The sequence below is a fragment of the Nonomuraea sp. NPDC050783 genome, from assembly GCF_040802095.1.
GTDB lineage: Bacteria > Actinomycetota > Actinomycetes > Streptosporangiales > Streptosporangiaceae > Nonomuraea.
In genome coordinates this window covers 339,695-358,486 of sequence record NZ_JBFAHK010000002.1, presented here as the reverse complement: position 1 = coordinate 358,486, position 18,792 = coordinate 339,695, and the positions used below count along the sequence as shown (strand labels likewise).

The following is an 18,792-nucleotide window of genomic DNA, read 5'->3' as shown; positions in this document are numbered from 1 at the left end:
GTGGCCGGGGCCGCCGCGGGTGCGCTTTGCTGGGCCGCATGAGCATCCAGCCGATCGACCTCGACCGGGACGAGGATCTGGTCACGGGCTTGTACGACGCGTACGTGGCGGCCAGTGCCCACGAGCCCGGCCCCCGGATCGCCCTGCCCCGCTTCCGCCAGACCTTCTGCGTCGAGCGGCCGGACCAGGGGGTGGAGCTGTGGGCGGCGCCGACCGAGGACGGCGTGATCGCCGGCGGCTACGCCCTGGGGCTGCCGCGCCTGGACAACGTCCACGCCGCGGCGGTGTACCCGCTGGTGGTGCGGCCGGAGCGGCGCGGGCGCGGGCTGGGCGCCGAGCTGCTGGAGCACGCCGTGGGCCGGGTACGCGCGCACGGCCGCCGGCTGCTGCTCACCGAGACGCCCGTCACCGGGGTGGGTGCCCGGTTCGCGCGGGCGCACGACATGACGCCCTCGCTCACCGAGGCCCGCCGCACGCTCGACCTGCGCACGGCCGACTGGGCGGCGCTGGAGGCGATGGTGCCGCGGGCCGAGGGCTACTCGCTGGAGCGGTGGGTCGGCCCGACCCCTCCGGAGCTGCTGGCGGACCACGCCACGCTGCTCGGCGGCATGAACGACGCCCCGCGCGACGCCGGCGTCGAGGACAGCGCCTACACCGTGGAACGGGTCCGCGAGCGCGAGCGGAGCATCCCGGCGAGCGGCCAGACCTGCTACACGACGATCGCCCGCCGCGACGCCGACGGCGCGCCCGCCGCGTTCACCCGGATCTTCCTGCGGGCCGACCGCTCCGACGGCTGGGCCGGGCAGGTCGACACGATGGTGCTGCGCGAGCACCGGGGCCACCGCCTGGGCCTGCTCGTCAAGCTCGCCAACCTGTTGTGGCTGCGCGAGCGCGAGCCGCACCTCGAACGCGTCATCACCTGGAACGCCGTCACGAACGCGCACATGCTCGCCATCAACGAGGCCCTGGGCTACCGGCTGCTGGACGAGTGGCACACCTGGCGCCTGGAGCTGTGACCCTCCCGAGGAGCCGTCCCCGAGGAGCCGTCCCCGAGGCCCCTCCCGTAGTCCTGACAGGACGGTTAACCTGACGGTTCATGACCGTGGAAGCGTTACGCGACGGGGATCCGCGTCAGGCCGGGCCGTACGCGCTGCTGGGCCGGCTGGGCGAGGGCGGGATGGGGATCGTCTACCTGGGCCGGGCGCCGGACGGCAGCCGGGTGGCGGTCAAGCTGATCCACGCCCGGATGAGCGGGGACCCCGATTTCCGCCGCCGCTTCGCCCGCGAGGTGGCCGCCGCGCGGCGGGTCGCCCGCTTCTGCACCGCGCCCGTCCTGGACGCCGACGTGACGGGCGAGCCGGCCTACCTGGTCACCGAGTACGTCGAGGGGCCGAACCTCGGCGACGCCGTGCGCGAGGGCGGGCCGCTGAAGGGGTCGGCGCTGGACGGGCTGGCGGCGTCCGTGGCGGTGGCGCTGCGGGCCATCCACGGGGCGGGGGTGGTGCACCGGGACCTCAAGCCGTCCAACGTGCTGCTGTCCCAGGTGGGGCCCAAGGTCATCGACTTCGGCATCGCGCGGCTCGCGGAGGCGGAGGTGAGCAGCGCGGTCGTGGGGACGCCGGCGTACATGTCGCCGGAGCAGGTGTCGGGGTCGCGGGTCGGGCCGGCGTCGGACATCTTCTCGTGGGGCTGCACGGTGGCGTTCGCGGCGGGGGGCGCCTCGCCGTTCGGGTCGGGGTCGGTGCCGACGATCCTGCTGCGCATCGTGAACGAGCCGCCGGAGCTGCACGGGCTGTCCGGGGTGCTGCGGGAGCTGGTCGAGGCCGCGCTGACCAAGAACCCGGCGCGCCGGCCCACGGCACAGGAACTGCTGGACCGGCTCAGCGCCGCCAACCCGTCGGCCGTCCCCCCGGCCGCCCGGCAACCGCAGAACCCGCGACCCGCGGCACCGCCCCCCGCCGCGCCCGGCGCGCCGCCCGCGCCGCCCGCCATGCTGGGCGGGATGCGCGCGGCGGATGGGATGGCCGCAGCGGATGGGATGGCCGCAGCGGGTAGCGCGGGAAGCGGAGCGAGCCCAGCGGGCGGCCCGGGAAGCGCGGCCGGCGCGGCGGGTACCCAGCCGGCTGCCGCGCCGGGGAGGGGGCGGCGGGTCGCGGTGGTGGCGGCGGTCGTCGCCGTCGTCGGGGTGTCGGGGGTGGCCGTGTGGCAGGGCTTCGGGGGGCCGTCCGATCATGACCGGCAGGCGTCGGGGAAGGGCACGCCGGGCGTGACCACGTCCCGGGCGAGCGGCCCGACGAGCGGCCCGGTGAACGGCCGGCCCTCGGGCCAGGCGTCCGTGGCGGCCGGCAACCCGCTGCGCGCGCCGGGCCCCGTCCTCTTCTACTCCCCCGACGAGCCCGGGGCGGCCAAGCAGGCGGTCCTGTGGCGGCAGGAGCACCGCCTGAAGGACGCCGCCCTCATGGAGAAGCTGGCCAAGGTCCCGCACGCCATCCGCCTGGGCACCCCCGAGGTCCGCGACAAGGTGGCCGACGCCGTCGAGAACGCCACGCGGCGGAACGCCGTCCCCGTCTTCCTGATCAACTACATGCCCGGCAGCGAGTGCCGCCCGACCACCCCCGCCGAGATGGCGGCGTACCAGGACTGGGTGGAGGGCATCGCGGGCCAGATCGGGCAGGCGCGGGCCGTGGTGATCCTGGAGCCGGGCAGCCTGGTCAAGCTGCCCGGCACGAAGGACTGCGACCTCCAGGGCTCCGCCGAGCAGCGCTACCAGGACGTACGCACGGCCCTCCTGACCCTCAAGGCGAACCCGAACACCGCCGTCTACCTCGACGGCGGCCAGGGCCTGTACCCCGGCACCGACCTGATGGCCACGCGCCTGGTCAAGACGGGCATCGACCGGGCCGACGGCTTCTTCATCAACACCGCCGCCTACCAGCGCACCGAGAAGGCGGTCGAGTCCGGCAAGCAGCTCTCGGCCTGCATCGCCCTGCGCCGCGCCGGCCGTACGACCTGCCCGCCCGACGCGACCGTGGACCCGTCGCGGATGCCGCACTTCGTCGTCGACACCAGCAGGAACGGCCAGGGCTCCTGGTCGCCGACCAGGCACTACGCCGACCCGCAGACCTGGTGCAACCCGCTGGGCCGGGGCGTCGGCGACCGCCCCACCACGGAGACCGGCGAGGAGCTGGTGGACGCCTACCTGTGGATCGCCCGCGCCGGCACCTCCAGCGGCCGCTGCCGGCGCGGCACGACCGGTGACAAGGACCCCGAGCGCGGCGTCGTGGCCCCGGAGGCGGGCGAGTGGTGGCCCGAGCTGGCCCTGGAACGGGCGAAGCTCGCCAATCCCCCGTTGCGGTGAGCGCGGTGAGATGTCGCCCGTGAGGCGGCGATGTTAAGCGGAGGTTAGATCTCGGCCCTCCTCCCTTGCCGGAGCATCCTTCTGGGACAAGGCTCTGACCTGCACCTACTCCACCCCCCAGGTCCAGGAGGTACCGAAGTGAGCAAGGCCCGCGTGCCGTGGAAGGCGGTGGCCGGCGGCTCGATCGGCAATCTGGTCGAGTGGTACGACTGGTTCGTCTACAGCAGCTTCGCCGTCTACTTCGCCGCGTCGTTCTTCCCCGAGGGCGACGACACGGCCAAGCTGCTCAACACCGCGGCCATCTTCGCCGTCGGCTTCTTCATGCGCCCGCTGGGCGGCTGGCTGCTCGGCCGTTACGCCGACCGCCGGGGCCGCAAGGCGGCGCTCACGCTCACCGTCACGCTGATGTCGGCCAGCGCGCTGCTGATCGCGATCGCGCCCACGTACGAGTCGGTCGGCTACTTCGGCGCGCTGGTGCTGGTGGTGGCCCGCCTGTTGCAGGGGCTGTCGGTGGGCGGCGAGTACGCGGCCAGCGCCACGTACCTGACCGAGGCCACCCCGCCCGGCCGCCGCGGCCTGGCCTCCAGCTTCCAGTACGTCTCCATGACCGCCGGCCAGCTCGTCGGCCTCGGCCTGCAGATCATCCTGCAGAACACGATGTCGAAGGAGGCGCTGAGCTCCTACGGCTGGCGGGTGCCGTTCGTGGTGGGCGCGCTGGCCGCCGCGGTCGTGTTCTACCTGCGCCGCAGCCTCCTGGAGACCGAGGCGTACGACGAGGAGCGGCGCGCCGACGAGGACGCCAGCCGGGGCACCGTACGCGCGCTGATGGCCCACAAGAAGGAGGCGCTGCTGGTGATCGCCCTGACCATGGGCGGCACGGTGGCGTACTACACCTACACGACGTACCTCACCAAGTACCTGTCGAACACGGCGGGCCTGGCCAAGGAGGCCGCCACGCTGGTGAGCTTCTGCGCGTTGCTCGTCTTCATGTGCCTGCAGCCGCTGGCGGGGGCGCTGTCGGACCGGATCGGGCGGCGGCCGCTGCTGATCACGTTCGGGATCGGGTCGATGCTGGGCACGGTGCCGCTGATGACGGCGCTGGGCGGGGCGAGCGGGTTCGGCGGGGCGCTGGCGTTGTCGCTGACCGGGCTGGTGATCGTGACCGGCTACACCTCGATCAACGCGGTGGTGAAGGCCGAGCTGTTCCCGACCGGCGTGCGGGCGCTGGGCGTGGCGCTGCCGTACGCGATCGCGAACGCGCTGTTCGGCGGCACCGCCGAGTACGTGGCGCTGTGGTTCAAGAACGCGGGCATCGAGTCCGGCTTCTTCTGGTACGTCGCCGGGTGCGCCGCGGTCTCGCTCGTGGTGTACCTGTTCATGCGCGAGACCCGGGACGCGGCCCTGTCGCGGGCCGAGCGGACGGCGGGGGCCGTCCCGGAGCACGTCTAACCCGTTCCCGAGCGCGTCTAACCTGGCGGTATGCGAGTTCTGCTGGTCGAGGACGACGATCGGCTCGCCGCCGCGTTGACCACCGCCCTCGTCCGGCACGGCCACCAGGTCACCCGGGCGGGGCTGGCCGTCGACGCCCTCCGCCTGGCGGGGGGCGCCGACTTCGTCCTGCTCGACCTGGGCCTGCCCGACATGGACGGCCTGGACGTGCTGCGCCGCCTGCGCCGGGTGTCGGCGGTGCCGCTGATCGTGGTGACCGCCCGTACCGAGGAGCGCGAGGTGCTGCGCGGGCTGCGGTCGGGAGCCGACGACTACCTGGTCAAGCCGTTCCGCACCGCCGAGCTGATGGCCAGGATGGAGGCGGTGGTGCGGCGCGGCACCCGTCCCCGGCCGCGCCGCGACGACGTGGTGAGCGTCGGCGACGTGCGCATCGACCTGGAGACGCGGCAGGTCACGGTGGCCGGGGAGGCGGTGACGCTGACGCGGCGGGAGTTCGACGTGCTGGCGCTGCTGGCCAGGGAGCCGGGCGTGGTGCGCAGCCGGGAGGAGATCCTGGACGAGGTCTGGGGCGATCCGCTGCTGTCGGCGTCGCGGTCGCTGGACGTGCACGTGGCGGGGCTGCGCGCCAAGACGGGCCGGCCGGGGCTGGTGGAGACCCTGCGGGGCACGGGCTACCGGCTGGGCTCGGCCGGATGAACGGTCGGCTGGTGGTCACCTTCACCACGCTGATCGTGTTCCTGATCGTGGCGCTGGCGGTGCCGCTGGGCTGGGCGTACGCCTCCCACCGGACGAACCGGCTGCTGCTGGACCGCCGCGCCGACGCCACCCGCTTCGCCGAGCTGGCCGACCAGGCGGCGCGCGAGGGCGACTACGCGGGCCTGGTGGAGGAGGTCCGCCGCTACGCCGACCTGTACGGCGCGGCGGTCCGGCTCCGCGACCGGGACGGCTCGGTACGGGTCACCGCGGGCCGCTTCGAGGCCGATGACCGCGACGCCACCCGCCTGGCGCTGTCCGGCCGCACCACCGAGGACCTGCCGGTGACGACCCCGTTCGGCCCCTCCCGCGTGCTGCTGGCCGAGCCCGCCGGCCGCGACGCGCAGCTGTCGGGCGTGGTGCTGCTCCAGGCCCCGACCGACCGGGCCCGGCTGGACGTGGCGCTGGTGTGGGGCGCGCTGGCGCTCGGCGCGCTGGCCGCGCTCGGGCTGGGCGCGCTGGTGGCCCGGCGGCTGGCCCGCTGGATCCTGCGCCCGGTCACCGAGCTGGACCGCACCACGCGGGCCATCGCGCGGGGCCGCCTGGACGCGCGGGCGCACCCGGGGGCCGGGCCGTCGGAGCTGCGGCGGCTGGAGGAGCGTTTCAACGCGATGGCCGACGCCGTGGCCGGGGCGATGGAGCGGCAGCGGGCCTTCGTCGCCGACGCCTCGCACGAGCTGCGCACCCCGCTCACCGTGCTCGGCCTGCGGCTGGAGAACCTGGAGCCGCACCTGCGGGAGGAGGGCACGGCCGAGTACGAGGAGGCGCTGGCCGAGCTGGACCGGCTGACGCTGCTGGTGGAGGACCTGCTGACGCTGGCCCGGGTGGAGGCGGGGGCCGGGCTGGGGTCCCGGCCGGTCGCGCTGGGGCCGCGGCTGGCGGTGTGGCGGGAGGTTTACGCGGCCAAGGGCCTGACCCTGGTGGCCCTGGACGACGGCGAGGTGCCGGAGGCGGCGGCCAGGATCGCCGACATCGCGCTGGACAACGCCCAGAAGTTCGTCCCGGAGGGCGGCACGGTGACGGTCACGTTCGCCGATGGGGTGCTGCGGGTGGCCGACGACGGGCCGGGGCTGGGCGAGGAGGAGCGGGCCGAGGCGCTGGGGCGCTTCTGGCGGTCGGGCGCGCACGCCAACGTGCCGGGCAGCGGCCTCGGCCTGGCCATCGCCGCCGAGCTGGCCCGCGCCTGCGGCGGCACCCTGCGCCTGCTCCCCGCCGCCCCGCACGGCCTGACGGTCGAGCTGCGCCTCCCCGCGGGACCTCAGCCGTAGACCGACCGGTAGTAACGGACGGCGCCCGGGTGCAGCGGGACCACGCCCGTGCCGATGGCGTAGCGCGGGTCCAACCGCCCGCCGGGGGCCGACGGCGCCTGGAGCCGGTCGCGGGCGCGGAACACCGTCTCGATGACCGTATGGGCCAGCTCCTCCGGCAGCGACGCCCGGCACATGAGGTAGCTGGGCGTGCCGACGGTGGCCACCGGCAGCGCGGCCCCGTACGCGCCGGCGGGCACGGTGCCGTGCTCGTACACCGGCCCGAACCTGCGCCGCAGCACCGCCACCATCGGCTCCAGCGGCACCAGCCGGATCTCGCCGCCGAGCGCTTCGAGCGCGGGCGTCGGCACCCCGCCGGACCAGAAGAACGCCTCGATCCCGCCCGCCCGCAGCGCCGCGACGGAGGCGTCCAGCTCCAGCCGCTCCAGCGCGGGCGGCCGGTCCAGCCCCGCCACGGCCAGCACCCGGGTGGCGGTGACCGCCGTGCCCGACCCCTGCGCCCCGATCGACACCCTCCGCCCGGCCAGCCCGCCGACCCCGGTGATCGCCGACGCCGCCGGCACGACCAGGTGGACGTAGTTCATGTACACCCGGCCCAGCGCCGAGACCGCCTGGTGCCGTACCCGGATAGCGTCGTCGGCGGTGTCGGCCAGCGCGAACCCCACGTCGGCCCGCCCGTCGGCCATCATCGTCAGGTTCTGGACGCTGGCCGCGGTCGGCAGCACCCGCACGGCGAGCCCGTCCCGCCGCAGCTCCGCCGCGAGCCGGTCGCCGAGCTGCCCGTACGCGCCGCCGGGCTGCCCGGTCACCAGCCGCAGCTCCGCCGCCGGCGCCCCGCCGTCCGAGCACGCGGCCGCCGCCAGGGGGAGGCCGAGCAGCGACCGGCGGGTCATGGACACGAACTCACGCTACCGGCTGGCACAGAATGGACCCTGTGACCGCTCGCCTGCGCATCGCCCCAGAGTTGAGGATGTTCCTGCCCGTGAGCCGCCGCCAGGAGTGGCATGAGGTGACCCCGGACGGCACCTCCACCCTCGGCCACCACGTGGAGTCGGCCGGCATCCCGCTGACCGAGGTGGGCCCGCTGACCGTGAACGGCCGCCCGGCGCCCGTCTCCCACCAGCTCGCGCCGGGCGACGTAGCCGAGGTCCCGCCCGTGCCCCGCCCGCAGCGCATCCCCGGCGACCCCCGGTTCCTGCTGGACGTCCACCTCGGCACCCTGGCCCGCCGCCTGCGCCTGCTCGGCATCGACACCGCCTACCACAACGACATGGACGACCCCGCGCTGGTGGTGCAGGCCAACGAGGAGCGCCGCGTCCTGCTCACCCAGGACCGCGGGCTGCTGCGCCGCCGCGCGCTGTGGCTGGGCGCGTACGTCCGCGGCTCCGACCCCGCCGACCAGCTCCGCGACCTCCTCGACCGCTTCTCCCCGCCCCTGCGCCCGTGGACCCGCTGCACGGCCTGCAACGGCGAGCTGGAGCCGGCGGCGAAGAAGGAGGTCGCCCCGCTGCTGGAGTCGGGCACCAGGCGCCATTACGACGCCTACGGCCGCTGCCGCGACTGCGGCCAGGTCTACTGGCGCGGCGCCCACAGCGGCCGCCTGGAGGAGATCGTGGACGACGCCCTGGCCTGGGTCAACGGCGGTCGCACGGCACGCCCCTGAGAAAGGCGCCGGGCGGTTTGTTACCTTCCTGGGCCCGTTCCCGTCATAGGAGCGGCGGCCGGGTACGCGCCCGTGCCGCCGCCGTACCGACGACGACGGAACAAAGGGACCAGAATGCTGACGAACATCATGTACGTGACGGTCAACGTCACCGATCAGGACCGCGCGCTGACCTTCTACACCGAAGGGCTGGGCCTGGAAAAGCGCGCCGACTACCCGGGGCCGGAAGGGCGCTTCCTCACCGTGGGCGTCCCGGGCGGCCCGGTCGAGATCCTCCTGTGGTCGCAGGCGCCGGCCACGGGAGCCGCCGGAGCCGCCGGCCCGCTCATCCTGGAGTCGGACGACCTGAGGAAGGATGCCGAGGCGTTCCGCCGGCGGGGCGTGACCCTCGACCGGCCGGAGCCGGAGGAATACCCGTTCGGCCTGCGTATCGAGGCGCTGGACCCGGACGGCAACCAGATCTCGCTGCGCCAGCGCCGCCGCCCGTCCTGACCCCTGAGCGAACAGACCCGAGGAAGATCGCTAAATGACCGACACCAGCCCGCCGGACCTGCTGGCCGGAGCGTTCGAGGCCCACCGCGACCGGCTGGGCGCGATCGCCTACCGCGTGCTCGGCTCGCACGCCGACGCCGAGGACGTCGTCCAGGAGACCTGGATGCGGCTCGCCCGCCAGGACGCGGCGGCCATCGAGAACCTGGCGGGCTGGCTGACCACGGTGGTCGCCCGGCTCAGCCTGGACGTGCTGCGCTCGCGCCGCGAGGCGACCTACGGCGACGGGCTGCCCGAGCTCGTGGTGACGGCCGACCCCGGCGCCGAGCCCGGGGAGACCGTGGCGCTCGCCGACGCGGTGGGGCTCGCGCTGATGGTCGTCCTGGACTCGCTGGGGCCGGGCGAGCGGCTGGCGTTCGTGCTGCACGACCTGTTCGGGGTGCCGTTCGCCGAGGTCGGCCGGATCCTCGGCAAGTCCGCGGACGCCACCAAGATGATCGCCAGCCGCGCCCGCAGGAAGGTCCGGGCGGCCGAGCGGCCGGCGGCCGTCGCGCCGGAGCAGCGGCAGGTCGTCAAAGCCTTCCGCGCGGCCGCGGCCGACGGTGACTTCGAGGGGCTGCTGCGCGTGCTCGACCCGGACGTGAAGCTGACCGCCGCCACCCCGGACGGGGTGTTCGTCACCCTCGGCGCCACCGCGGTCGCCTCCGGCGCGCGGATGGTCTCCGGCACCGTGGCGCGGCACCAGGCGGTGCTGGTCAACGGCCTTCCGGGGTACGTGTCGTGGCGCGAGGACGGGACGCCGCTGTCCCTCATCTCGTTCACGGTCACCGGCGACCGGATCACCGCGATCACGATCGTCGCCGACCCCGCCAGACTCGCCTCGACCCACCTCAACGCCGGTCGAACTCCGCCCCTTTCACCCCCTTGAGAAAGGCGTCCCATTCGGAGGGGGTGAACAGCAGCTTGGGACCGTCAGGGTCCTTGGAGTCGCGTACGGCGATGACGTCGGGCAACTCGGCGACCTCCACGCAGTTGCCGCCGTTGTCGCCCGAGAAGCTCGACTTCCGCCACCGCGCCTGCGTCAGGTCCATCTTTCCTCCACGGCTTTCTTGATCAGGTCAAGGGACATGCTCAGGGGCAACGCCTCGGTTCGGATGGCCTCAAATCGTTCTATACCCATCGACACGTCCGCTCGATCGGTGGTCGTGATGCCGCGCACCGCCGTCTCCACGTAGAGCACGTCGGTTCCACCTTCGAGAGTCGCTATGGCGAATCCACCCATCAGACCTGAATGCAGCCCGTGTGGGAGGATCTGGACACTCAAGCGCTCGCTCGTCACGTCCAGCAGGCGCTGGAGTTGCTCACGCATGAGGTCCGGCGTGCCGATGGGGCGGTGGAGCACTGCCTCGTCGATGACGCACCGGAAAGTCGGCGCGAGCGGATCCTCGCGGGTGAGGATCTCCTGGCGTTGCAGACGAGCGTTGATGGCGATTTCGTCACCACGCAGGAGCGCGGCGGCGTAACGAGCCGTCTGCAGCAGGCCCGGGACCAGGAGCGGCTCGTACGTCCGCAGCGCGACCGCCACCTGCTCCTTCTCGTGCCACCGCCCGAACCAGGACGGGAACACCTGCCCCTTGCGCCAGTCGAGCAGGCGTTGCAGCGCGCCGCCCGTCTCCAGCAGCTTGTCGCAGGACTCGGCGAACTCGGGGCTGGCCGGGAGCTGGCCCGTCTCGACGCCGCTGATGAGCCCTTCGCTGAAGTGGATCCGTTCCGAGAGCTGCCCCTGCGTGAGCCCCGCGGCCTTGCGGTAGTGCCGGAGCTCTCGCCCCAGATCGCATGGGGTGCGTAGAAGTCGGCCATGTCGCCCTCCTTCGCCCGCAGTTCAATACTCGCTTTTGGCGACCACCCACCTACTCACCGTAAAGAAGGGAGGTGAGCATGGTCCCGTGAATCCCGAAACTCTCGCCTCCGCGCGTACGGCCCTCGCCGATGCCCGCCCTCCCGTCCCCGCGATCCTCGGGGAGCGGTGGATGCCGCCCGATCCCCGCTGCGTGGCGCCGATCCGCCGGTTCGTCCACGACCTGGTCGCCGACTGGGGCGCCGACGGCACCGCCTGCGGGACGGCCGAGCTGCTGGTCTCCGAACTGGCCACCAACGCCCTGCCGCACGCCCCCGCCCGGATCGTCGTGATCAGGGAGGAGCGGCTGCTGACGGTCGAGGTGCACGACCGCTGCCAGGAGCCGCCCCTCCCCCAGGCCGGGGATGTGTGGGACGACGGCGGGCGCGGGCTCGGCATCGTCGCGCGGCTCGCGTACGACTGGGGATGGACGCCCGTCCCGGCGGGGAAGGCGGTCTGGTTCCGGCTCGCCGCCTGGTGATCCCGGAGGAGGTCCCGGAGGTGTCAGGGGGAGTGAGCGTGGCCGTCAAATGTGCCATTCTGATCGGATCACCCCGTCCGAAGGAAGGCCGCGTGGACTTTCGCATCATGGGGCCGCTCGACGTCCGTGACGGTGACCGCGACCGCACGCCGACGACCCCCAAGCATCGCGACCTGCTGGCGATGTTCCTGCTCAACGCGGGCCGTCCGCTGACGGTCGAGCGGCTGCGCAGGCTCCTGTGGCCGCGCGAGGGCGGCGACCGCTCCGACTCCCTCGTCCGCGGGTACGTCGGCCAGCTCCGCCAGCTCCTCGGCAAGGACGTGATCACGACCGTCTCGGGGGCGTACCTGCTGGCGATCGGTGACGACCAGCTCGACGTGGACCGGTTCCGGCTGCTGGTGGACCGGGGCGCGTACGAGGAGGCGCTGAGCCTGTGGCGCGGCCCGGTCCTGGAGGACGTGGACCCCGACGGCGAGCGCTGGGTGGAGACCCGGCGGCTGCGCGAGGAGCTGGAGGAGCTGCGCCTGCTCGCCCTGGAGCGGCGGGTGCAGGCCGGCCTGGAGGCGGGCCGGCACCGGGAGCTGCTGGCCGAGCTGAAGCGGCTCACCAAGCAGCACCCGCTCTGGCAGCGCTTCCGCGGCCAGTACATGCTGGCGCTCTACCGCAGCGGCCGCCGGGTGGAGGCGCTGGCCGCGTACGCGGTGCTGCGCGACCAGCTCGACGGCGGCCACGCCATCGAGCCGGACCCCGAGCTGCAGCTCCTCTACCACCGCATGCTGCACGACGACGTGTCGCTGCACGTGTCGGCGGGCCCGCCGGTGCTGCTGCCGCCCGACGTCCAGGGCTTCACCGGCCGCGCCGACCTGCTCGACCGGGTGATCGCCGACCGGGCGGCCGACGGCCAGGCGATCGGCGGCCAGGTCGTGGTGCACGGCCAGGCGGGGGCGGGCAAGTCGGCGCTGGCGGTGCACGCGGCCTGGCGGGCGCGCGAGCGCTTCCCCGACGGCATCCTGTACGCCGACCTGCGCGAGACGACGGCCCCCGCGGCGGTCCTGGAGGACTTCCTGCGCTGGCTGGGCTGCCCGGCCCAGGCCGTCCCCGCCGGGCTGGAGCAGCGCGGCCGGCTGTTCCGCACCTACACGGCCGGCCGCAACCTGCTGGTGGTGCTGGACAACGCCGCCGACGAGGCCCAGGTCCGCCCGCTGCTGACGTCCTGCCCGACGGTCGTGACCAGCCGCTCGTCGTTGGGCGGCCTGACCGGCGCGAGCCGCCTGTCGGTGGGCGTGCTGGACGCGGAGGAGTCGCTGGACCTGCTGGTGGCGAGCTCGGGCCGGCCCGCTGACGACGCGTTGCGCCGCCTGGCCCGCTTCTGCGGCGGCCTGCCGATCGCGCTGCGCATCGCCGGCTCCCGCCTGGCCGCCCGGCCCAACTGGACGGTCGACTACCTGGTGGGGCTGCTGGAGGACGAGCACAAGCGGCTCGACGGGCTGCACGCGGGCGACCAGACGGTCCGCAGCGTGTTCGCCATCGGCTACGACGGCCTGCCGGAGCCGGCCAAGCTGACGCTGCGCGGCCTCGGCGCGCTGTCCGCCCCCGACTTCGGCGACTGGCTCGCCGAGCAGCTCGGCGGCGGGGCCGAGGCGCTGGTGGACGCGGGGCTGCTGGAGACGCACGGCGTGGACGTGGCGGGCCAGGTCCGCTACCGGCTGCACGACCTGACCCGGCTGTTCGCCCGCGAGCAGCCGCTGCCCGGCGTGCCGGAGAAGGTGTCGGCGATCGTGCTGGCCCGGGTGCGGGCCTCGCGGTTCTCGCTGGTGTCCGGCGATCCGGCCACGACCGTGGCCACCAGGGACATCAGGGAGTCGGTGGAGTGGCTGGAGGCCGAGCGGCCTTTCCTGGTGAGCCTGGTCGCCGACCTGCACGAGGCGGGGCTGGACGAGCCGTGCTGGCGGCTGGCGCACCTGCTGGCGCCCTTCCTGGAGCGCCACCGTTACCTCGACGACTGGCGCGCGGTGTCCGCGCGGGCGCTGGAGTCCGCCCGGCGGGCCGCCGACGACCACGGTGAGGCGCTGATCCTGCTCGACCAGGGCGACCTGCACCTGGCCGAGCGCGCCTGGGACCTCGCCCACGAGCGGCTGCGGCTGGCGCTCGGCATGTTCCTGCGCCAGGGCCGCACCCGCGAGGTCAACCAGGTCAGGCGCCGCCTCGGCCGGGTGCACCTGGAGGGCGGCCGGCTGGAGGACGCCGAGCGGGCGCTGCTGGCCTGCCTCGCGGCGGCCGACAACCAGCGGGACGCCGCCGACGCCGAGCGGGTGCTGGGTGCCGTGCTGCGCCGCGCGGGCCGTCTGGACGAGGCCGCCGCCCGCCTGCTGGACGCCGTCCAGCACCTCACCGAGCTGGGCGACCGCCACCGCCAGGCCGACGCGCTCCTCGACCTGGCCGCGGTGCGCCTGGCGCAGGGCGCCAGGCCCGAGGCCAGGGCCGCCGCCGAGCGGGCCAGGGGCATCGCGGTACGCCTCGGCGACCGCCTGCTCGACGCCCACGCCCTGCTGGCCCTGGCCAGGGTGGGCCGGGCGGAGGGCGCGGCGGGCCGCTCCCGCGAGCTGGCCCGGGCGGCGCTGGAGGTCTTCGAGCAGACCGGCGACGGCCAGGGCGCCGCGAACGCCCGCAGCCTGCTGGCCCTGCTCTGAAGGTTGCCGGCCCTCCGCCGCAGAGCCGACCGCCTCAGGCCGGCCGCCTCAGGCCGGCCGCCTCAGACGGCCAGCAGCCTGCGGACGTCCTCGCGGTGCAGCTCCTCGGCGTCGCCGGTCCGTACGACGTGCCCGGCGTCGAGGATGACGAACCGGTCGGCGAGCCGCAGCGCGAGGTCCAGGTACTGCTCGACGAGCAGCACGGCCAGCCCGGCGGCGTGCAGCCGCTCGATGGCCGCCTCGATCTCCAGGATGATCGACGGCTGGATGCCCTCGGTCGGCTCGTCCAGGATGAGCATCCGGGGCCGGGTGACCAGGGCGCGGGCCATGGCGAGCTGCTGCTGCTGGCCGCCGGACAGGTGCCCGGCGCTGCGCTTGAGCATGGGACGCAGCGCGGGGAAGAGGTCCAGGGCCTCCTCGACGGCCTCCTTGGGCTGCCGGGCGGCCTCGGCGGTGACCAGCAGGTTGCCGAGGACGGACAGCTGCGGGAAGCACTGGTGGCCCTGCGGCACGTACCCCATGCCGAGCCGCACCCGCTCGTGCGGCTTGAGCCGGGTGACGTCGCGGCCGTCGAAGGCGACGCCGCCGGCGGTCGCGGGCAGCACGCCCATCACGGTGTCGAGCAGGGTGGTCTTGCCGACGCCGTTGCGGCCCATGACGCAGACGAGCTGCCCGGGGCCGACCTCCAGCGACACCCCGAACAGGACCCGCGCCCTGCCGTACCCCGACTCAAGATCGCTCACCGACAGCAGCATCGCTCGGCCTCCTCCCCAGATAGACCTCCCGCACCCGCGGGTCGGCACTGACCTGCTCCACCGACCCCTCCACGAGCACCTTGCCCTCGTGCAGCACGGTCACCGTCGAGGCGTGCCGCCGCAGGAACTCCATGTCGTGCTCGACCACGATCACCGTGTGGTCCGCGGCGATCTCGGTGAGCAGCCGTCCGGTGCGCTCGCGTTCGTCGCCGGACATGCCGGCCACCGGCTCGTCCAGCAGCAGCAGCCGGGGCCGCTGTGCCAGCAGCATCCCTATCTCCAGCCACTGGCGCTGGCCGTGGGAGAGAACGGCGGCTGAACGTCCGGCGAGCTCTTCGAGCCCGGTCCTGGCCAGCGCCTCGGCGACGGGCCCCGAGACGCCGCGGGCGCGGCGGGCCAGCGCCCACAGCGGCCGGCGGAAGCCGGCGGCCAGGTCGAGGTTCTCCAGGACGGTCAGCTCCTCGAACACGACCGAGGTCTGGAACGTGCGCCCCACGCCGAGGCGGACGATCCGGTGCTCCTTGCGGCCCACCAGGTCGTGCCCGGCGAAGCGCACGCTGCCGGAGGACGGCCTGGTCAGGCCGGTGACGACGTCGATCAGGGTGGTCTTGCCCGCGCCGTTGGGCCCGATGAGGAAGCGCAGCTCGCCCTCGGGCACGGTGAGGTCCACGCCGTCCAGCGCCCGGTAGCCGTCGAACTCCACCCGCACGTCACGTAGTTCGAGCACGTCGCACCCTTCCGAGCCGCGTCCCTCCGGACCGCGCCCTCGCGAGCAGGCCGGCGATTCCCTGGGGCGCCAGCGTCATGACCAGGATGAACAGCGCGCCCTGGAGGTAGAGCCAGCCGTCGGCGAACCGCTCGCTGAAGGCGGTCTTGGCGTAGCCCATGACGACCGCGCCCAGCACGGCCCCGGCCAGGACGTGCCGCCCGCCGACCGCCACCGCGACCACCAACTCCAGCGACGGCACGACGCCGAGCAGCGCGGGCGAGATGATGCCGACGACGGGGACGAACAGCGCGCCCGCCAGCCCCGCCATACCCGCCGAGATCGCGAAGGTGACGGTCTTGACCAGGGCCGGGTCGTAGCCGAGGAAGCGCACCCGGTCCTCGCCGTCGCGCACGGCGACCAGCAGGCGGCCGAAGCGGCTGTGCGCGAGCTGCCGGGCGGCCAGGTACAGGACGCCGAGCACGCCGGCCGTCACCAGGTAGAGGCCGCGCTGCGCGGCGTCCTCGGCCAGGTCGTGGCCGAACAGCTCGAAGAAGTTCGTCATGCCGTTGGTGCCGCCGGTCAGCCCCTGCTGCCCGACGAGCAGGATGACCAGGGCGGCGGCCAGCGCCTGGGTGAGGATCGCGAAGTACGCGCCGCGTACCCGCTGGCGGAACACCAGCGTGCCGAGGAGCGCCGCGAGCGCCGCCGGCCCGAGCACGGCCACCGCGAGCGCCAGGACCGGGCTGGCGAACGGCGCCCACAACGCGGGCAGCTCCGTCACCCCGCTCCACACCATGAAGTCCGGCAGCCCGCCCGGCCCGGCCTCGGCGAGCTTGAGGTACATCGCCATCGCGTACCCGCCGAGCCCGAAGAAGACGCCCTGCCCGAGCGTGAGCATCCCGCCCTTGCCCCACGCCAGCCCGATGCCGAGCGCGACGATCGCATAGCACAGGTACTTGGCCAGCAGCCCCAGCCGGAACGGCTCCAGCAGCAGCGGCGCGAGGACCAGCGCGGCCACCGCCACGGCGGCGAACGGCAGATTTCTCCTGATCACGTCAGCACCCTCGATCTGAGCACGAACAACCCCTGCGGCCTGACCTGGAGGAACGCGATGACCACCGCGAACACGGCGACCTTGGCGAGCGAGGCGTCCGACCAGAACTCGGCGTAGGAGTTCAGCAGCCCCAGCGCGACGGCCGCCAGCACCGCCCCGCGCAGCTGCCCGAGCCCGCCCGCGACCACGACGAGGAAGGCGTCCACGATGTAGTACGTGCCGAGCCCCGGCCCGACCGGCCCGATGAGCGTGAGCGCCACCCCCGCCACCCCGGCCAGGCCGGAGCCGATGAAGAAGGTCAGCATGTCCACCCGCCCGGCGTCGATCCCGCTGGTGGCGGCGAGCCGCCGGTTCTGCACCACCGCCTGGGTACGCCGCCCGAGCGCGGTCCTGTTGAGGTACAGCCACACCGCGACCACGCCCGCGACGGCGAGGGCCATGATGAGCAACCGGTTGTAGGGCAGGATGCCCACGCCCCCGGCCAGCCAGGAGGGCGCGGGCACCTGCACGTTCGGCGCGCCGAACAGGTCGCGGGCGAGCTGCTGCAACACCAGGCTGACGCCCCAGGTGAGCAGCAGCGTGTCCAGCGGCCGGCCGTAGAAGTGCCGGACGGCGGCCCGCTCCAGGACCAGCCCCATGACCCCGGCGACGAGGAACGCCGCCGGGAGCGCGAGCACGAGGTCGCCGACGAGGAACGCCGTGTAGGCGCCCGCCATGATGAACTCCCCGTGCGCCATGTTGACGACGCCCATCTGCCCGAAGGTGAAGGTCAGCCCGAGCGCGACGAGCAGCAGCACCGCCCCGATGGACAGCCCGATGGGGAGCTGGTTGACGAAGGCGGACATCAGGAGGCCGCCAGCCCGGCCGCCCACGGGTAGCCCTTGAGGTACGGGTCCGGCTTGATCGGCTCGCCGGAGTCCCACACCTGCTTGATCAGGCCGTCGGGCTGGACGATGCCGATGCGGGCGGTCTTGTACAGGTGCTGGTTGTCGCCGTCGATGGTGACCCTGCCCTCGGGGCGGTCGAGGGAGATGCCGGGCGCGGCCTTCCTGACCGCCTCGACCTCGGTGGTGCCGGCCTTCCTGACGGCCTCGGCCCACAGGTAGACGGCGTTGTAGCCGGCCTCCATCGGGTCGGAGGTGACCTTGCCCGCGCCGTACCTGGCCTTGTACGCCTTGACGAACGCCTGGTTGGCCGGGGTGTCGGTGGTCTGGTAGTAGTTCCAGGCGACCGGCTGGCCGGCGATGTTGTCCACGCCGATGCCGGTGACCTCCTCCTCGGCGATGCTGATCGACAGCACGGGCATCGTCGCCGCGCTCGCGCCGGCGCTCTTGAGCTGCTTGAAGAAGGCGACGTTGCTGTCGCCGTTGAGGGTGTTGAACACGGCGTCCGGGCGGGCCTGGACGAGCTTGTTGACGAGGGTGGAGTACTCGGTGTGGCCGAGCGGGGTGTACTCCTCGCCGAGGACCTGCATGCCGTTGGCGGCCGCGTACGCCTTGATGATCTTGTTGGCGGTGCGCGGGAAGACGTAGTCGCTGCCGACCAGGAAGATCTTCTTCTTGCCCTGCTCCTTCAGGTAGTCCAGGCCGGGGATGATCTGCTGGTTGGTGGTGGCGCCGGTGTAGAAGATGTACGGCGAGCTCTCCAGGCCCTCGTACTGCACCGGATACCACAGCAGCGCCTTGTAGCGCTCGAAGACCGGGAGCATGGCCTTGCGGCTGGCGGAGGTCCAGCCGCCGAAGACGGTGGCGACCTTGTCCCGCCTGATCAGCTTGGTGGCCTTCTCGGCGAAGGTCGGCCAGTCGGAGGCGCCGTCCTCGACCACGGGGACGAGCTTCTTGCCGAGCACGCCGCCCGCCTTGTTGATCTCGTCGATGGCCAGCAGCTCGGCGTCGCGGACGGTGACCTCGCTGATCGCCATCGTGCCGCTGAGGGAGTGGAGGAGGCCGACCTTGATCTCGTCCGGTGCGGCGGCCGGCCCGCCGCCGGATCCGCAGGCGGCCAGGGACCAGGGCAGGGATAACAGGAGAGCGGCTGAGACAATCGGGCGGGAGATGCGCACGGCGGTTCCTTCCTGCCGACCGGTTCTGCCAGAAAGGTGACCCCCGCACATTTCACGTGCGGATCCCGGGCGTTAATACGCCTTTGCCGGACGTTCACCGGCGCGCCCGAACCGTCATCCGGGCCCGTGCCGCAGCGCGAAACAGACCCGACACCCGGCCGCAA

18 protein-coding genes are annotated in these 18,792 nt (G+C 73.7%); 10 read left to right on the top strand and 8 right to left on the bottom strand.

Features of this window, described 5'->3' with window-relative positions:
• The first annotated feature begins 38 nt into the window (after positions 1-38).
• From AB0H75_RS06575 to AB0H75_RS06555, 5 genes are all read left to right on the top strand, one after another.
• On the top strand, positions 39-1,016 hold the full coding sequence (locus AB0H75_RS06575; RefSeq protein ID WP_367791425.1) for a GNAT family N-acetyltransferase: 978 nt from the start codon (positions 39-41) through the stop codon (positions 1,014-1,016).
• Between the two features lie 80 nt (positions 1,017-1,096).
• Positions 1,097-3,358, top strand: coding sequence for a glycoside hydrolase family 6 protein (locus tag AB0H75_RS06570; protein WP_367791422.1), 2,262 nt, complete (start codon positions 1,097-1,099; stop codon positions 3,356-3,358).
• A 138-nt stretch (positions 3,359-3,496) separates the two neighbouring features.
• Entirely contained in the window at positions 3,497-4,807 is a 1,311-nt protein-coding gene (locus AB0H75_RS06565) for an MFS transporter (protein WP_367791419.1), read from the top strand.
• Positions 4,808-4,837: 30 nt separating this feature from the next.
• Complete coding sequence (locus AB0H75_RS06560) at positions 4,838-5,503, top strand: response regulator transcription factor (RefSeq protein WP_367791416.1); 666 nt, start codon at positions 4,838-4,840, stop codon at positions 5,501-5,503.
• A complete protein-coding gene (locus AB0H75_RS06555; protein ID WP_367791413.1) occupies positions 5,500-6,828 on the top strand; it encodes a sensor histidine kinase in 1,329 nt (442 codons plus the stop codon). The genes AB0H75_RS06560 and AB0H75_RS06555 overlap by 4 nt, the downstream gene beginning before the upstream one ends.
• Here AB0H75_RS06555 and AB0H75_RS06550 read toward each other — a convergent pair.
• A complete protein-coding gene (locus tag AB0H75_RS06550) occupies positions 6,819-7,721 on the bottom strand; it encodes a TAXI family TRAP transporter solute-binding subunit (protein WP_367792372.1) in 903 nt (300 codons plus the stop codon). The two genes, AB0H75_RS06555 and AB0H75_RS06550, sit on opposite strands and share 10 nt — an antisense overlap.
• A gap of 32 nt (positions 7,722-7,753) precedes the next feature.
• Between AB0H75_RS06550 and AB0H75_RS06545 the strand changes: the two genes are divergently transcribed.
• The 3 genes from AB0H75_RS06545 (at position 7,754) to AB0H75_RS06535 (ending at position 9,908) form a co-directional block, all read left to right on the top strand.
• Complete coding sequence (locus tag AB0H75_RS06545) at positions 7,754-8,491, top strand: Mut7-C RNAse domain-containing protein (RefSeq protein WP_367791410.1); 738 nt, start codon at positions 7,754-7,756, stop codon at positions 8,489-8,491.
• Between the two features lie 114 nt (positions 8,492-8,605).
• Entirely contained in the window at positions 8,606-8,983 is a 378-nt protein-coding gene (locus AB0H75_RS06540; protein ID WP_367791407.1) for a VOC family protein, read from the top strand.
• Positions 8,984-9,017: 34 nt separating this feature from the next.
• On the top strand, positions 9,018-9,908 hold the full coding sequence (locus AB0H75_RS06535; protein WP_367791404.1) for a sigma-70 family RNA polymerase sigma factor: 891 nt from the start codon (positions 9,018-9,020) through the stop codon (positions 9,906-9,908).
• Here the strand turns inward: AB0H75_RS06535 and AB0H75_RS06530 are convergent.
• Positions 9,871-10,071 (bottom strand): DUF397 domain-containing protein, encoded by a 201-nt coding sequence (locus AB0H75_RS06530; protein WP_367791401.1) that lies wholly within the window; start codon positions 10,069-10,071, stop codon positions 9,871-9,873. The two genes, AB0H75_RS06535 and AB0H75_RS06530, sit on opposite strands and share 38 nt — an antisense overlap.
• The gene (locus tag AB0H75_RS06525) at positions 10,062-10,811 is read right to left on the bottom strand and encodes a helix-turn-helix domain-containing protein (protein WP_367792369.1); all 750 of its coding nucleotides are present in this window, start codon (positions 10,809-10,811) and stop codon (positions 10,062-10,064) included. The genes AB0H75_RS06530 and AB0H75_RS06525 overlap by 10 nt, the downstream gene beginning before the upstream one ends.
• A gap of 115 nt (positions 10,812-10,926) precedes the next feature.
• Between AB0H75_RS06525 and AB0H75_RS06520 the strand changes: the two genes are divergently transcribed.
• Positions 10,927-11,358: an ATP-binding protein gene (locus tag AB0H75_RS06520; RefSeq protein ID WP_367791398.1), complete on the top strand. Its 432-nt coding sequence runs from the start codon at positions 10,927-10,929 to the stop codon at positions 11,356-11,358.
• Between the two features lie 92 nt (positions 11,359-11,450).
• Entirely contained in the window at positions 11,451-14,048 is a 2,598-nt protein-coding gene (locus AB0H75_RS06515) for a BTAD domain-containing putative transcriptional regulator (RefSeq protein ID WP_367791395.1), read from the top strand.
• Positions 14,049-14,110: 62 nt separating this feature from the next.
• Here the strand turns inward: AB0H75_RS06515 and urtE are convergent, their stop codons facing one another.
• From urtE to urtA, 5 genes are read right to left on the bottom strand one after another with little or no spacing between them, the layout of a single operon-like run.
• Positions 14,111-14,803, bottom strand: coding sequence for an urea ABC transporter ATP-binding subunit UrtE (gene urtE / locus AB0H75_RS06510; RefSeq protein WP_367791392.1), 693 nt, complete (start codon positions 14,801-14,803; stop codon positions 14,111-14,113).
• On the bottom strand, positions 14,778-15,530 hold the full coding sequence (urtD, locus tag AB0H75_RS06505) for an urea ABC transporter ATP-binding protein UrtD (protein WP_367791389.1): 753 nt from the start codon (positions 15,528-15,530) through the stop codon (positions 14,778-14,780). Before urtD ends, urtE begins: the two co-directional genes overlap by 26 nt.
• Positions 15,514-16,566, bottom strand: coding sequence for an urea ABC transporter permease subunit UrtC (gene urtC, locus AB0H75_RS06500; RefSeq protein ID WP_367791386.1), 1,053 nt, complete (start codon positions 16,564-16,566; stop codon positions 15,514-15,516). The genes urtD and urtC overlap by 17 nt, the downstream gene beginning before the upstream one ends.
• Positions 16,563-17,411 (bottom strand): urea ABC transporter permease subunit UrtB, encoded by an 849-nt coding sequence (urtB, locus tag AB0H75_RS06495; RefSeq protein WP_367791383.1) that lies wholly within the window; start codon positions 17,409-17,411, stop codon positions 16,563-16,565. The genes urtC and urtB overlap by 4 nt, the downstream gene beginning before the upstream one ends.
• Positions 17,411-18,628, bottom strand: coding sequence for an urea ABC transporter substrate-binding protein (urtA, locus tag AB0H75_RS06490; protein ID WP_367791380.1), 1,218 nt, complete (start codon positions 18,626-18,628; stop codon positions 17,411-17,413). Before urtA ends, urtB begins: the two co-directional genes overlap by 1 nt.
• Positions 18,629-18,792 lie beyond the last annotated feature (164 nt).